The organism is Sphingobium sufflavum, assembly GCF_021403115.1.
Lineage (GTDB): Bacteria > Pseudomonadota > Alphaproteobacteria > Sphingomonadales > Sphingomonadaceae > Sphingobium > Sphingobium sufflavum.
The window spans coordinates 44,305-58,310 of sequence record NZ_JAJSSH010000013.1 but is presented as its reverse complement, the minus strand read 5'-3'; the positions used below and the strand labels follow the sequence as shown (position 1 = coordinate 58,310).

At 64.5% G+C, this 14,006-nt stretch carries 18 protein-coding genes and 1 tRNA gene; 7 read left to right on the top strand and 12 right to left on the bottom strand.

The genetic code is table 11. The features are described 5' to 3' along the window. A complete protein-coding gene (locus LWE61_RS17120; RefSeq protein ID WP_234151861.1) occupies window positions 1–237 on the top strand; it encodes a hypothetical protein in 237 nt (78 codons plus the stop codon). A 188-nt stretch (window positions 238–425) separates the two neighbouring features. On the opposite strand, the gene LWE61_RS17115 is transcribed toward LWE61_RS17120, so the two are convergent. Together LWE61_RS17115 and LWE61_RS17110 are read right to left on the bottom strand one after the other, a co-directional pair. Next, window positions 426–710: a helix-turn-helix domain-containing protein gene (locus tag LWE61_RS17115; protein WP_234151860.1), complete on the bottom strand. Its 285-nt coding sequence runs from the start codon at window positions 708–710 to the stop codon at window positions 426–428. 9 nt (window positions 711–719) lie between these two features. Further along, on the bottom strand, window positions 720–1,145 hold the full coding sequence (locus tag LWE61_RS17110) for a type II toxin-antitoxin system RelE/ParE family toxin (RefSeq protein ID WP_234151859.1): 426 nt from the start codon (window positions 1,143–1,145) through the stop codon (window positions 720–722). A gap of 706 nt (window positions 1,146–1,851) precedes the next feature. On the opposite strand from LWE61_RS17110, the gene LWE61_RS17105 reads away from it, so the two are divergent. After that, window positions 1,852–2,295 (top strand): hypothetical protein, encoded by a 444-nt coding sequence (locus LWE61_RS17105; protein ID WP_234151858.1) that lies wholly within the window; start codon window positions 1,852–1,854, stop codon window positions 2,293–2,295. 346 nt (window positions 2,296–2,641) lie between these two features. Here the strand turns inward: LWE61_RS17105 and LWE61_RS17100 are convergent. Beyond that, a tRNA-Met gene (locus tag LWE61_RS17100) sits at window positions 2,642–2,718 on the bottom strand. 191 nt (window positions 2,719–2,909) lie between these two features. On the opposite strand from LWE61_RS17100, the gene LWE61_RS17095 reads away from it, so the two are divergent. After that, the gene (locus LWE61_RS17095) at window positions 2,910–4,142 is read left to right on the top strand and encodes an NAD(P)/FAD-dependent oxidoreductase (RefSeq protein ID WP_234151857.1); all 1,233 of its coding nucleotides are present in this window, start codon (window positions 2,910–2,912) and stop codon (window positions 4,140–4,142) included. A gap of 69 nt (window positions 4,143–4,211) precedes the next feature. Further along, window positions 4,212–4,565: a GNAT family N-acetyltransferase gene (locus LWE61_RS17090; RefSeq protein WP_234151856.1), complete on the top strand. Its 354-nt coding sequence runs from the start codon at window positions 4,212–4,214 to the stop codon at window positions 4,563–4,565. 47 nt (window positions 4,566–4,612) lie between these two features. Here the strand turns inward: LWE61_RS17090 and LWE61_RS17085 are convergent, their stop codons facing one another. From LWE61_RS17085 to fabD, 7 genes are all read right to left on the bottom strand, one after another. Then, a complete protein-coding gene (locus LWE61_RS17085; protein WP_234151908.1) occupies window positions 4,613–5,086 on the bottom strand; it encodes a 2'-5' RNA ligase family protein in 474 nt (157 codons plus the stop codon). Between the two features lie 76 nt (window positions 5,087–5,162). Then, window positions 5,163–5,699: a peroxiredoxin gene (locus LWE61_RS17080; protein WP_234151855.1), complete on the bottom strand. Its 537-nt coding sequence runs from the start codon at window positions 5,697–5,699 to the stop codon at window positions 5,163–5,165. A gap of 126 nt (window positions 5,700–5,825) precedes the next feature. Further along, the gene (mltG, locus tag LWE61_RS17075) at window positions 5,826–6,797 is read right to left on the bottom strand and encodes an endolytic transglycosylase MltG (protein WP_234151854.1); all 972 of its coding nucleotides are present in this window, start codon (window positions 6,795–6,797) and stop codon (window positions 5,826–5,828) included. Between the two features lie 39 nt (window positions 6,798–6,836). Further along, window positions 6,837–8,099, bottom strand: a complete 1,263-nt coding sequence (gene fabF, locus LWE61_RS17070) for a beta-ketoacyl-ACP synthase II (RefSeq protein WP_234151853.1) — start codon at window positions 8,097–8,099, stop codon at window positions 6,837–6,839. Window positions 8,100–8,307: 208 nt separating this feature from the next. After that, the gene (locus LWE61_RS17065) at window positions 8,308–8,541 is read right to left on the bottom strand and encodes an acyl carrier protein (RefSeq protein WP_006950224.1); all 234 of its coding nucleotides are present in this window, start codon (window positions 8,539–8,541) and stop codon (window positions 8,308–8,310) included. A 108-nt stretch (window positions 8,542–8,649) separates the two neighbouring features. Then, the gene (gene fabG, locus LWE61_RS17060; protein ID WP_234151852.1) at window positions 8,650–9,387 is read right to left on the bottom strand and encodes a 3-oxoacyl-[acyl-carrier-protein] reductase; all 738 of its coding nucleotides are present in this window, start codon (window positions 9,385–9,387) and stop codon (window positions 8,650–8,652) included. Between the two features lie 38 nt (window positions 9,388–9,425). Further along, window positions 9,426–10,361 carry an ACP S-malonyltransferase gene (fabD, locus tag LWE61_RS17055; RefSeq protein ID WP_234151851.1) on the bottom strand — a complete coding sequence of 312 codons (936 nt, stop codon included), beginning with the start codon at window positions 10,359–10,361 and terminating at the stop codon, window positions 9,426–9,428. Between the two features lie 215 nt (window positions 10,362–10,576). On the opposite strand from fabD, the gene rpsF reads away from it, so the two are divergent. The 3 genes from rpsF to rplI are packed head-to-tail and all read left to right on the top strand — an operon-like array spanning window position 10,577 to window position 11,863. After that, window positions 10,577–11,005: a 30S ribosomal protein S6 gene (gene rpsF / locus LWE61_RS17050; RefSeq protein ID WP_234151850.1), complete on the top strand. Its 429-nt coding sequence runs from the start codon at window positions 10,577–10,579 to the stop codon at window positions 11,003–11,005. A gap of 15 nt (window positions 11,006–11,020) precedes the next feature. Continuing rightward, entirely contained in the window at window positions 11,021–11,245 is a 225-nt protein-coding gene (rpsR, locus tag LWE61_RS17045) for a 30S ribosomal protein S18 (protein WP_006950194.1), read from the top strand. Window positions 11,246–11,257: 12 nt separating this feature from the next. After that, a complete protein-coding gene (rplI, locus tag LWE61_RS17040) occupies window positions 11,258–11,863 on the top strand; it encodes a 50S ribosomal protein L9 (RefSeq protein WP_234151849.1) in 606 nt (201 codons plus the stop codon). A gap of 230 nt (window positions 11,864–12,093) precedes the next feature. Here the strand turns inward: rplI and LWE61_RS17035 are convergent, their stop codons facing one another. Beyond that, the gene (locus LWE61_RS17035; protein WP_234151848.1) at window positions 12,094–13,440 is read right to left on the bottom strand and encodes an ATP-binding protein; all 1,347 of its coding nucleotides are present in this window, start codon (window positions 13,438–13,440) and stop codon (window positions 12,094–12,096) included. Then, window positions 13,437–13,940, bottom strand: coding sequence for a nucleoside diphosphate kinase regulator (gene rnk, locus LWE61_RS17030; protein ID WP_326490664.1), 504 nt, complete (start codon window positions 13,938–13,940; stop codon window positions 13,437–13,439). The genes LWE61_RS17035 and rnk overlap by 4 nt, the downstream gene beginning before the upstream one ends. Window positions 13,941–14,006: the final 66 nt, after the last annotated feature.

Here is a 14,006-nt window from a genome sequence, read left to right as displayed (position 1 = left end):
ATGGACAAGTTGATCGAACTGTTCAGCGTTCCGCGCAATCTTTTGGCGCTCGTGCTGACAGTCATCGTAGCGGCACTGCTACAAATGAAGGATCCCGGCGGACTGCTCACCCTGTTCCTCATCGCCTTCGTGGCTGTTCACGGGATATCGCATTTGCTCAAGCCCCGCGCGACGTCCGACACCACAGATTTGCCTACGCCAAAGAAACCGCGACGTTCACCGCGCAAAAAGCGTTGATGCACAAAAGCGGGGTCGGCGGCGTCGGTAGTGAAGCTGTCAGTCCGTGACTCTGCCGATGCTCTCTCCAGCAGCAAAATGCGCCATCGCGTTATCCGCGGCGACAGGACTGCGCCCGCCAATCTGACAAACGAGCAGCCGGTGCCGCGCGCTCGCCCTTTTGCGTCTATATTGGCAAGCCTGCTGCCTTACCCCGCCAATAGACGCGCAACAGTCTCCGGCTCTTTTGCGATCATGGACAGCAAGGCACGAGCTGGCGCGTCGGGCACACGTCGTCCCTGCTCCCAGTCACGCACAGTGCCCACCGGCAGATGATAGACGGCGGCGAACTGATCCTGCGTTTTGCCCGTCACTTTCCGCAGTGCCTTGATGTCGACCGCCTGATGGACGACGCCACGGGACTCGTCGCCCTTCACGAAAGCGAGGGCGTCTTCCAAACCGGCCGCGATTTTGTCGAATGCGTTCTTGCTCATGGTCTGCTCCTAAAAGCTATCCTTCAATGTCTTGGTCAGTGTGGCCAATGCATTGCGCTCACCTTGCGCTAGGCTCACCTTCTCATTCTTGCCAAACACCGTGAGAAGAAAGACAGGAATCTCGGCACCCGCAAAGTAGGTGATGACGCGGTAGCCTCCCGACTTTCCCTTGCCCGGCTTGGCAACGCGGAGCTTTCTGGCACCGCCGCAACCGGGCATGATCTCCCCTGCCTCCGGATTGCTCGCAATCACGTCGATGACCGCTGCACGCTCGTCCTCATTCATGCCGGCATCCTTGGCCGCCGAGAGATATGCTGAAGTTTCGATGACCGATTGCATGTCCAATTTATACGGCAATGCCGTAGAATGATCAACAGTTATTACGGCACTGCCATAGCCATCATTCCGGCGTGGTTCGGGGATGTTGGCCGCCATCCCCCTGCCATCATGAGCGAACCCGGCTCATTCAGTGCACCGTTGCGCCCATCTCTTCGAGCCAGGCCCAAGACGAACTGTCCACCAGCATATTTAACCCACCATGATCTGGTTTCTCCTCGTCCAGCGGCCTCGTGCTCACTCAGGCCCTAGGCTGACCCGTCCACAACGATCTCGCGCGGCCTGTTGCGGCCCACCCACTGCCACAGCAGCATGCGACAGCGAGCCTACTTGCTATGGCGGTGTCCGATAGTCGCCTGCACTGCGGCTCGCCTTCTGAGCGGCATTGAGCACCCGTTTCTGGCGTGTCGCTGCTGTCCACCACGCAACTAATGCCGACGCCCATGTGGCAGACGGGGAACGTCCGGGTTGGCGCACTGCTGGTCGGCAGCGCGTAGTAGAGGCGGCGGTCACGGACGAACGTCACGGCCTCGCTGAATATTATGGTGCGGCCGATCAACGCCATGCTCTACCTCCGCGCACGGACAGTTCGGTCGGAGTTTGAGCAGATCCCGCTGACGAACCAGCGAACGTTGAGAAAAGGCGTATTTCGGCATTGGTTGCTCCGTTTGAGAGGAGCTTCTCAGTAGTTGCAGAATGGTTGCCTGCACCAATGGCACCGCTTGTCGAAAGCGATTCCACAAGGAAATCACGTCCGTCTCTTGGTTGAACCCACGACTGCCAGCATATGTAGAGGAAGCGGCAGGTGGCACAGATCGACCTCGTTTTGGTCTCTCCTCATTTCCTTGAGGCTGGCTCGGCTCGCCAGGCAGGAAACACAACGCTTGCCCAACTGATTGGCTTTGCCCCTATACTTTGCGACACAATTCAGGAAAACTTTCTCATGAACGGACTGATCAATCTGGACCGCAGAGTTAGCCGAGCTGCGCAGAGCGGGAAGGGAATATGCTTTTCCGACGAAGAACTGGATATCCTCGTCTCTATCGGCGCTATCGAAGTTCTGAAGGCGGCAGCCGCGACCGCTCTCATCGCGCAGGCAGCGAAGCGTCAAGAGGAACGCGAGGAAGTTCGGCGCCTGCAATTGGAGGGGCAGCATAAGGAGGCTGCTCAGCTTGCGCTTGCCCGTGTCCGAAACATACTCAGCACTCCACCTCGCATTCCCCAAGCCAAGCGCGACAAAATGCGATGACGGAAAAGGCGCGGTTTACCCAGGCCGACGTCACCCGCGCAATCAAGGGTGCATTGGCTGCCGGCCTTCCGATCGACCGCGTTGAGATAGCTTCAGATGGGGCAATCATCATCCACGCATCGGCGAGGATGTCTCAGCGCGAATCAAACGAATGGGACAGGGAATAGGGGGTGCAAGGGCGTTCGTTTTACGGCTCACCATGTCGCATCCATGTCGCATCCATGTTGCATGGAGCCGCCGGGACACGTTGAAAAACGCCAGAAATGCTAGGAAATGGATGGGAATGGCGCCAAGCTGCTGACCTGCGCACTATCTTCAACAAAACCAGCTATTTCAATGGGATAGTTGGTAGCGGAGGAGGGACTTGAACCCCCGACACGCGGATTATGATTCCGCTGCTCTAACCAGCTGAGCTACTCCGCCCCAAGGCTGCCGACGGTCCGGGGACCGTGCCAGAACCGGCGATGGTCGCCGGTGGGTCGGCGCCCTATACGCACCATCTCAGGCATGGTCAATGGCTCGTTGAAGCGTTGCACTCCCGGCACGGCTCTGGCAATGCCCCGGTGTTCCGGGCTGGCATGTATGCCGGTCGCTGCGGGGTGAGAGGCAAGAGCATGACCCATTTCGACGTGTTGATTGTTGGCGCGGGCCATGCGGGCGCGCAGGCTGCGATCATGCTTCGTCAATTGAAGTTCGACGGCACCGTCGCCATCATCGGCGACGAGCCGGAACCGCCCTATGAACGCCCGCCGCTGTCCAAGGACTACATGAGCGGCGAGAAGGAATTCGAACGCATCCTGATTCGCCCCGCCACCTTCTGGCCGGAACGCAATGTGGAGATGCTGCTGGGCCAGCGCGTCGACCGCGTCGATCCGCAGGCGCACAGCGTCACCACCATCGACGGCACGACCTATGGCTATGGGCGGCTGATCTGGGCGGCGGGCGGCACGCCGCGTCTGCTGACCTGCGACGGCGCGACGGCGCAGGGCGTCTATGCCGTGCGCCGTCGCAGCGATGTGGACGCGATCATGGGCCTGCTGCCCTCCGTTACCGATGTCGTCATCATCGGCGGCGGCTATATCGGGCTGGAGGCCGCCGCCGTCCTCGCCAAGTTGGGCAAGAAGGTCGTGCTGCTGGAGGCGCTGGACCGGGTTCTGGCGCGCGTCGCCGGGCCGGAACTGTCGGCCTTCTACGAGGCGGATCATCGCGCCCATGGCGTCGACCTGCGCACCGGCGCGCGGATGGACTGCATCGAGGAGACGGACGGCCGCGTCAGCGGCGTGCGCATGGCGGATGGCTCCGTCCTGCCCGCGCAACTGGTGATCGTCGGCATCGGCATCATCCCCGAAGTCGGCCCGCTGATCGCGGCGGGCGCATCCGGCGGCAATGGCGTGGACGTGGACGGCTTCTGCCGTACCAGCCTGCCGGACATCTATGCCGTCGGCGATTGCGCCGCCCATGCGAACAAATATGCGGAGGGCAACCAGATCCGCCTCGAATCGGTGCAGAACGCCAACGACCAGGCCAAGCTGGCCGTGCAGCATCTGCTGGGGGAGGTCGTGAGCGAATATGACGCCCTGCCCTGGTTCTGGTCGAACCAATATGACCTGAAGCTCCAGACGGTGGGCCTGTCCACCGGCCATGACCAGACGATCCTGCGCGGCGACCCGGCCAACCGCAGCTTCTCGGTCGTCTATCTGCGCGGCGGCAAGTTCATCGCCATCGACTGTGTCAACGCGATTAAGGATTATGCGCAGGGCCGCGCCCATGTGGTGGCGGGATCGAAGCTGGACCTCGCGCAACTGGCGGACGCCAGCATCCCGCTGAAGGAAGTCGGGCTGGCCTGACCCGCCTCCCTGCGAATGACCGGGCGGCCATGATCGTACGCGACGCCACGCCTGACGACGAATCGGCGATTGTCGGGCTGTGGCGGTCTGGTCGCGGCCTATAATGACCCGCAGCAGGAATTTCGGTTCGCGCTGGGGCGCGCCTGCTCGACCGTCCTCGTCGCCGGGGACGCGGCGGTGAAGGGCAGCGTCATGGTCGGGCATGACGGTCATCGGGGATGGCTCTGCTATCGCGCCTCGGACCCGCAGGAGCGCGGGACGGGTATCGGGCAGGCGCTGGTCGAGGCCGGGGAGCGGCGGTTGCGCGCGCGCCATATGGTCAAGGTTCCGCTATGGTCCGCGAAACCAACCGGGCTGTCGTCGGCTTCTATGAGCATCTGGGGTTCGAGCATAGGCCGCGCATCGTCATGGCCAAATGGCTGACCATAGCGGAGGCATGACCGCATCGACACGGGCGTGACACCCGGCCCCTACCCCCGGAACCCATAACGCTGCACCAGCGCCCATGGTCCCCCGCGATACTCCCACGCCGCCAGACCCGCGATCGCCAGCGGGCGGGGCCGAAAATCCCGCTCCAGCACCGCCATCGTCTCCCGCGCGACCGGCGCCGTCACCTTGTTCTGGATGGTGATGTGCAGCCGGGGCCGTCCGGCATCCTGCGGCGTCAGCAGGGCCGCAAACCGCTCCGCCAGTTCCTGCCGCATCGCCAGCAACGCCGGGCTGTGGACATGCAGCGCTACCCCCTGTCCCAGCGACAGCAGCCGGTCGATCCGCGCGGGCGGCCTCGGCCCCCGCGCCAGTTCGCCCAGCGCCGCCTTCAATTCGCCAAGGCATCCCGGCGGCAGATGGTGGAACAGCGTGATGTGCGCCGAGATCTGGTTGCGCTCCGGCGGGAAATACGCCTGTCGCAGCCGGTCGGCCCAGCTCTGGTCCGCCGCGCCCATCTCGGCCGTCACGATGATCGGCACGCCGCGACCCGGCCCCGCACCGCGCGGAACCGGGACCACAGTCGGGGCGGGATCAGGCGGCGTTGGCCTTCACCCAGTCGAGCACCGGTTCCGGCGCGCTCTCGCTATAGGGGTCGTCGTCCAGTCCGGCGTCATTGATCCCCGGCTCCTCGAACCAGGCGGAGACGACACCATCGTCCACGACCATCGCATAGCGCCAGCTACGCTCACCGAAACCCAGATGATCCTTGCGGATCAACATGCCCATGCGGCGCGTGAAGTCCGCCGATCCATCGGGCAGCAGCTTGACATTTTTCAGGCCCAGATGCTTGCCCCACTGGAACATCACAAAGGCGTCGTTGACGGAGACGCAATAGACCTCGTCCACGCCCGCGTCCCGGAAATCATCATAGAAGCGTTCGAACGCCGGGCATTGTTCGGTGGAGCAAGTGGGCGTGAAGGCGCCGGGCAGCGAGAAGACGACCACCCGCTTGCCCTTGAACAGGTCACCGGTCTGCACATCCTGCCAGCGGAAGGGGTTCGGCCCCTCCACCGCTTCGTCGCGCACGCGGGTTTTCAGGGTAACATCGGGTACGTTGCGTCCAAGCATCGGCTGGCTCCATAAAAGAGGCGTTGTTTCGCTGAACACCCTTTGGCCTGTACGGCCTCATCAGGGAAATGACTTAAAATGCCTTCAGTAAGCGATTCGCTCGATCAAGGGGCGATCGAAAGGCCATCAAAGCTCGCCGCGCTGCCGCCGTATCTCGAACCATTTGCGGACATTCTCATTCTGCTCGTCCAGCGTGTCGGCAAAGATATGCCCGCCCTTGCCATCCGCCACGAAATACAGCGCCTTCGTCGCCGCCGGGGCCAGCACCGCGTCGATCGACGCCCGCCCCGGATTGGCGATCGGCCCGCGCGGCAGGCCTGGCATGGCATAGGTGTTATAGCCGTTGACCGCCGCAATCTCCGACTTGCGGATGCGTCGGCCCAGCGGCTTGCCCTTGGTGATGGGATAGATGATCGTCGGGTCCGCCTGCAACATCATGCCGATGCGCAGGCGATTGGCATAGACGCCCGCCACGATGGTCCGCTCCGCCCCGACGCCGGTTTCCTTTTCCACGATGGAGGCCAGCGTCACCGCCTCCTGCGGCGTCTTCACCGGGGTGTCGGGCGACCGCTTCTTCCACGCCGCCGCCAGATAGTCCGTCATCGCCCCCTGCATCCGCGCCAGCACGGCGGCGCGGCTCTCGCCCTTCTCGAACGCATAGCTGTCGGGCAGGATGCTGCCTTCCGCGGGCACGGGGATGGTGCCGGTCAGCTCATCCTCGGCCATCAATTTCTCGTGCACGATGATGGAGGGCAGGCCCTCCGCCACGGTGACCAGATGGGTCAGCGCCTTGCCGCCTTGCAGGATGGACAGGATCTGGCGGTTGCTCGCCCCGCGCGGGATCACATATTCGCCCGCCTTGATCGGCGCCGACCCGCCGAACAGTTTCGCGCGGGTCAGGAAAGCGTCGGCGGACTTCACCGCGCCCTGCGCCTTCAGCACGCGCGCCGCGCTGGTCAGCGTCGCGCCCGTGGGCACCACAATGGTCTTGTCCTGGGTCAGCGGTCCGTCGCCCACCCAGCCATAGACGAAATTGAACCCGATAAAGACCAGCGCCGCACCGAGGATGGCGACAATCAGCAACCCCGTGCGGCGCATGGCATTTCCTTCCTGTCAGGCCGATGCGGCGACCCGTCCTTATGCGGCGGGGATCATCACCAGGCTGGCGTTGGTGCCGCCGAAACCGAAGCTGTTGTTCAGCACCGCCCGCACCTTGCGCTCCTTGGCCACGTGCGGGACCAGATCGACGCCGATGCAGCTTTCGCTCGGATCGTCCAGGTTCAGCGTCGGCGGCACGATGCCGTCGCGCATCGCCAGGATGCAGAAGATCGATTCGACCGCGCCCGCGCCGCCCAGCAGATGGCCGATGGCCGATTTGGTGGAGGACATGGACAGGCCGCCGATGGCATCGCCGAACAGGCGGCGCACCGCGCCCAGCTCCAGCTCGTCACCCATCGGCGTCGATGTGCCGTGCGCGTTGATATAGTCGATGTCGGTCAGCGACAGGCCGGACTTCTTCAGCGCCATCTGCATGGAGCGGAACGCGCCCGACCCTTCCGGGTGCGGCGCCGTCACATGATAGGCGTCGCCCGACAGGCCATAACCGATCACCTCGGCATAGATTTTTGCGCCGCGCGCCTTGGCCCGCTCATATTCCTCCAGCACGACCACGCCCGCGCCCTCGCCCATGACGAAGCCGTCGCGGTCCTTGTCATAGGGACGGCTGCCGCGCCACGGCTCGTCGCGAAAGCCCGTGGAGAGCGCCCGCGCCTGCCCGAAACCGGCGATGCCGATGGGGCAGATCGTGCTTTCCGCGCCACCCGCCAGCATCACGTCGGCGTCGTCCATCTGGATCATGCGCGCCGCGTCGCCGATGCTGTGCGCGCCGGTGGAGCAGGCGGTGACGACTGCATGGTTCGGCCCCATCAGGCCATATTTGATCGAAACCTGACCGGAGATCAGGTTGATGAGGCGGCCATGGACGAAATGCGGGCTGACCCGCTTCGGCCCCTTGGCGGCCAGCACCAGCGATTCGCTTTCGATGCCCGGCAGGCCGCCGATGCCCGAACCGATGGAGCAGCCCGCGCGGAACCGCTCTTCCTCGGTCATGTCGAGCAGGCCGGCATCCTCCAGCGCCTGTCCGGCGGCGTCGATGCCATAGACGATGAACGGATCAACCTGCCGCTGAACCTTATGGTCGACGCGCTTGTTCGCATCGAACCCATATTCATGGTCGGCGGGCTTCACTTCGCAGGCATAGTTGCTCTGGAAATCGGTGGCGTCGAAGCGCGTGATCGTGCCCGCACCTGATTTCGAGGCCAGGATATTCCGCCAGCTCGTATCGACATCACCACCCAGCGGCGAAACCATTCCCAGACCCGTCACGACGACACGACGCATGACCTGTGCTCCTAACTTCCTGCACTATCTTCGAAAAATTCCGGCTTCGAAAAATTCCGGCCCCGGCCTTCGTTCGGACCGATGGGCCATGATGGCGAAACGGCTCCCCATCCGCGGGGCAGACCCGGGGCCGGAGAGCCGTTTTGACCAAAGCCGTAATCAGAATCTCCGGTGCGCGGTATGATGCACCGCGCAGCCGGGTCGATCCTTACTGCTTGCTGTCGATGTAATCGATGGCGTCCTTGACGGTCCCGATCTTCTCGGCCGCGTCGTCGGGGATCTCGACGCCAAACTCTTCCTCGAACGCCATCACGAGTTCGACGATGTCGAGGCTGTCCGCGCCCAGATCGTCGATGAAGCTGGCATCCTCAGTAACCTTTTCGGCTTCAACGCCGAGATGCTCAACGACGATCTTCTTTACGCGATCTGCGGTCTCACTCATGGGAGGTCCTTCAGTTAATAAATTCGTGTTCGGCCCTTGCCCTAGTGGCAAGGGGGCGATGAGGCAAGAGGCTAGCCGCTATCCGCTTCAGCCTATATTCACAACCAATCAGATCATGGCCATCCCGCCATTGACGTGCAAGGTCTGGCCCGTGACATAGCCTGCCTCACGGCTAGCCAGATAGACGACGGCGGAGGCAATGTCACCACCCTCGCCCATCGCGCCTGCGGGGATCTTGCCGTTGATCGCATCCTTTTGCGCATCGTTGAGCGCGTCGGTCATGGCAGAGCGGATGAAGCCCGGCGCGACCGCGTTCACGGTGATCCCGCGCGACGCCAGTTCCTGCGCGATGCTCTTGGACATGCCGATCAGGCCCGCCTTGGCCGCGCAATAATTGGCCTGCCCCGGATTGCCGGTGACGCCGACGACGCTGGTGACGGAGATGACGCGGCCAAAGCGCGCCTTCATCATCGGCTTGGCGGCGGCGCGGATCAGGCGGAACGCCGCCTCCAGATTGACGCGCTGCACGTCCGCCCATTCCTCGTCCTTCATGCGCAGGATCAGGTTGTCGCGCGTGATTCCGGCGTTGTTGACGAGGATGTCGAGCTTGCCCAGCGCCGCGACGGCGGCGGGCACCAGCGCGTCGGTCGCCGCCGGGTCGGACAGGTTGCACGGCAGCACGACATGATCGCCGCCCAGTTCCGCCGCAAAGGCGTTGAGCTTGTCCACATTGCTGCCCGACAGCGCCAGCCGCGCGCCCTGCGCCGCAAGGCCGCGCGCGATATCGGACCCAATGCCTCCCGCTGCGCCCGTCACCAGTGCAGTCATGCCAGTCAAATCGAACATAATAGCCCTCATACTCTGTTATGGTGTCAGGCCGGCGCTCACAGGCCCGCCAGCAACGCCTCGATATCGTCCATCGAAATCACGCTCGTCACCGTCGCGTCGGGCGAGATGCGCTTGACCATCGGGCCGAGCACCTTGCCACCGAACTCGACGAACTGCGTCACGCCGCCCTCCGTCATCGCGGCGACCGATTCGCGCCAGCGGACGCGGCCCGTCACCTGCTCGACCAGGCGCGCGCGCACCTCGTCCGGCGCGGCGATCGGCGCGGCTAGCACATTGGCATAGACCGGCACCACGGGGGCGGAGAGCGGCGCACCCGCCAGCGCCTGTGCCATCACATCGGCGGCAGGCTGCATCAGCACGCAATGGAACGGCGCGGATACGGGCAGCAGCACACCGCGCTTGATCCCATGCTCCTTCACCAGCGCGATCGCCCGTTCGATAGCGGCGCGATGGCCGGAGATGACGACCTGCCCCGGATCATTGTCGTTCGCGACCTGGCACACCTCCCCTTCGGCGGCGGCGGCGGCCAGCGCCTCGGCCTTCTCTATATCCGCGCCCAGCAGGGCGGCCATCGCCCCCTCGCCCACCGGCACCGCCGCCTGCATCGCACGACCGCGCGTCTTGAGCAGCCGCGCCGTGGTGGCGATGTCCAGCGCGCCCGCCGCGCACAGCGCCGTATATTCGCCCAGGCTGTGGCCCGCGACGAAATCCGCCTTTTCGGACAGGCGCACATTGCCTTCCCGCTCCAGCACGCGCAGCGTCGCGATGGCGTTGGCCATGATCGCGGGCTGCGCATTTTCGGTCAGGGTCAGGTCGCTCTCCGGCCCCTCCGTCATCAGGCGGAACAGGTGCTGGCCCAGCGCCTCGTCCACTTCCTGGAAAATCTCGCGCGCGACGGGCGACGCATCGGCCAGGGCTTTGCCCATGCCGACGGACTGGCTACCCTGCCCCGGAAAGATGAAAGCGCGCATATCCTGCTCCCGCGACCTGATGGTTGGAAATAATCGGCGTCGCCCTAGTCCCGTGAGCAGTTCGACGCAAGCATGGCTTGCTTTACGCCCCGTCTTGGCCCATAGGCCCCGCTTCGCATGGCTCCTCCGGGGGCGGTGCGGTTTTGCTAAAGAAAGCCGGAGGGGTGTTCGCATGGGGCGGGCATCAGCGATCGGCCAGAACAAAGGACGCAGCCATGCCGTTGTACGAGCATGTCTTTCTCGCGCGTCAGGATCTTGCCCAGGCACAGGTCGACGCGCTGGCGGAAAACGCCACGCAGATTATCGAATCGAACGCTGGTAAGGTGACTAAGGTCGAGAATTGGGGCCTGCGCTCGCTCGCCTACAAGATCGCCAAGAACCGCAAGGCGCATTATGTGCTGCTCAACATCGACGCCCCCGCCGGTGTCGTTGCCGAGCTGGAGCGCCAGACGCAGATCAACGAAGACGTCATTCGCTATATGACCGTCCGCGTTGAGGCTCTGGAAGAAGCCCAGTCGGTGATGATGCGCAAGGGTGAGCGCAACGACCGCCGTGGCGGCCGTGGCGACCGCGATGATCGCGGCCCGCGTGGTGACGGCGATCGTGGCCCGCGCCGCGACCGCGAAGAAACCGCTGGCGAATAAGGGAGACATAGAGACATGGCACGCCCATTTTTCCGCCGTCGCAAGAGCTGCCCCTTCGCTGCGAAGGACGCACCCAAGATCGACTATAAGGACGTCCGTCTGCTTCAGGGCTTCGTGTCCGAGCGTGGCAAGATCGTTCCTTCCCGCATCACGGCCGTTTCGGCCAAGAAGCAGCGCGAGCTGAGCCAGGCGATCAAGCGCGCCCGGCACCTCGGCCTCCTGCCCTACATCGTCAAGTAAGGAGCGATCCCCATGGAAATCATTCTGCTGGAGCGGATCGAGAAGCTGGGCGCCATCGGTGACGTTGTCACCGTCAAGGATGGCTATGCCCGCAACTATCTCCTTCCCAACAAGAAGGCCCTGCGGTCCAACAACGCCAATAAGAAGGTGTTCGAGGCCAACCGTGCAAAGATCGAATCCGACAACGCGGCTCGCCGCGACGTCGCCAAGACCTCGGCATCGGATGTCGATGGCAAGCAGATCGTCCTGATCCGCCAGTCGTCCAACTCCGGTCAGCTGTACGGTTCGGTTTCGGTCCGCGACATCATCGAACAGCTTCAGGCCGATGGTGTTTCCATCGTCACGAAGTCGATGATCGTTCTGGAGCGCCCGATCAAGACCATCGGCCTGTTCGATGTTCGCGTCACGCTGCACCCCGAAGTCGCCGTCAACATCCAGGTGAACGTCGCCCGTTCGCCGGAAGAAGCGGACCTCCAGAAGGACGGCGTGGACGTGATGTCCTCGATGTTCGAGAAGGACGAGAGCGGCTTCACCGAGGATTATGATCCCAACGCCGAGCCGGGCGAGACCGCTTTCGAGCGTCCCGAGGCCGAAGAAGGCGAAGCCGAAGAGGCCTGAGCCTTTCGGTAACGACATAGAAAAGCCCGCGAGACTGGTTCTCGCGGGCTTTTTCTTTGGTCGATGCGAGGAGATGGTGAGCCATTTGCGGCCTTTCCATTATGCGTCAGCCCCAGCGAAGGCATCTCTCTCTCTCGAAAAGGCTCAGCAGGAGGCACGAGATCCCAGCCTCTGCGAGGATAATGAACAGAGAATGGAGAAGGCGCAAAGCCGACCGCCCTTCCCCCTTGTTACCCCACAACCGCCCGCGGCACCGTCACCCGCACCACCAGCCCGCCCTCCGGCCCGGCATTGGCAAAGCTCAGCGCCCCGCCGAAACGCTGCAACAGCCGGTGCGCGGTGGGGATGCCCAGTCCGAATCCATCTGTGTCGCGGGCGCGCTCCTCGTCCAGCCGCACGAACGGGTCGAGGATCGTGCCGAAAAAGGCCTCCGCTATGCCGGGGCCGTCGTCCGCGATCACCACCTGCCAGTCTGCCTCCACACCCGCCGGCGCCCGCTCGATCGCGACGCGCGCGCGCGTGCCATAGTGCAGCGCGTTGTCGACCAGCGCCCGCAACGCCAGCATCAGCGGCTCGCGCCATGTCCGCGCGATGGCGGCACCGGGGGCCGTCAGATGCGTCTCCCCCTCGAACTCCGCCAGCAGGCCCCGCACCGCGGCGGTCAGGTCGACCTCTTCGGGCCGGGCGGTCAGATGCTGGGCGCGCAGATAATTTTGCAGCGACAGCAGCAGCGCCTCCATCTCGTCCGCGCTGGACGCCACCAGCCGCGCGATGTCGCTGTCGGACACGAAATCCGCCGCGATCTTCAACCGGGTGAGCGGCGTGCGCAGGTCATGGCTGATCGCCTCGAAACTCTTGGCCTGATCGGACACCAGCCCGGTGATCCGCGCCTGCATGTCGTTCATCGACCGGGCCAGCGTGCGCAGGTCCGCCGGGCCGCTTTCCGCCATCGCCACGGTGCGCCCCTGCCCGATGGCGTCGGCCGCATCCGACAACGCGCGTAGCGGCGTGGTGAGGAAGCGCAGGCCGATGACCCCCGCCCCGATGCACAGCAAGGTGATGAGCAGGGTCATCGCCGTGGCGCGCAGCGCGATCGGCCAGCTCGACGTGATGTCGCGCGACCGGAAATTGAGCCACTGCCCCCGCTCCAGCTGCATGGAGCCGACCAGGTCGTGGCGGCCGGGGCTGCCCCGCTCCATGTTGAGGTAGAAGGTTCGGGCCGCGAGCGACGGTTCCCACACCAGGATGGACTGGCGTATCTCCACGATCGCGCTGGCCTTGGCCGGGGCGGAGACGGCGGGGGTGGCGGACAGGCGGACCTCCAGATGGCCGGTGGTCATCACCTTGCCGATGCCGCCGGGGTCCAGCCGGTGGACCCGGTCCCCGACCACCATCAGCTCGGCGACGCGGCGCGCATGGTCCTCGCGCAGGGTCTGCCGGTCGATGGCGGCGTAGAACAACAGGCTCGCCGCCACCTGCACCGCGCCGATGGCCAGCAGCAGCGCCGCCGCCCAGGCCGCCAGTTGGCGGGAGCGCAACCGCGCCAGCATCGCGGCACGGCGCGCGCCCGGCTTCATCGGGCGGGCCTGTTCCGGCCCCGGCCATCCTGATCGGTCTCTCGATCGTCACCGGCCCCTTCTTCCGCGGAGTCCACGGCGGTCAGCTCTCCCCCGGCACGCTCGCCCCTCACCCGCTCGATGGTCAGCGTCCGCTCATGGCCGCTGCGGTCCGGCCACAGGATCGACTGGCCCACGCTCAGCCCGATCAGGCCCGCGCCGACCGGCGTCAGGATGGAGATGCGACCCGCCTCTATGTCCGCCTCGGCGGGCCAGACCAGTTGCACGGTGCGCGTCGCCCCGCTCGCCTGATCGGTGAAATCCACGGTGGCGTGCATGGTGACGACGCTGTCCGCGACATTCTTCGCCGGGGCGATATGCGCGCGGCCGATCTCGGTCAGCAGCATGGCGCTGACGTCCGGCAGGCGGTCGGCGATGGTGACGGCCAGGTCGCCCAGCGCATCGGCTTCGCTGTCGATCATGCGGATACGGGGGCGGCGGGTGGCGGTGATGCTGGTCATAGGGCTTCTCTTTTCAACGGATCTGGTGCGGAATCATATGCGCCCCCGGTTCCGGGGCATGTCGCG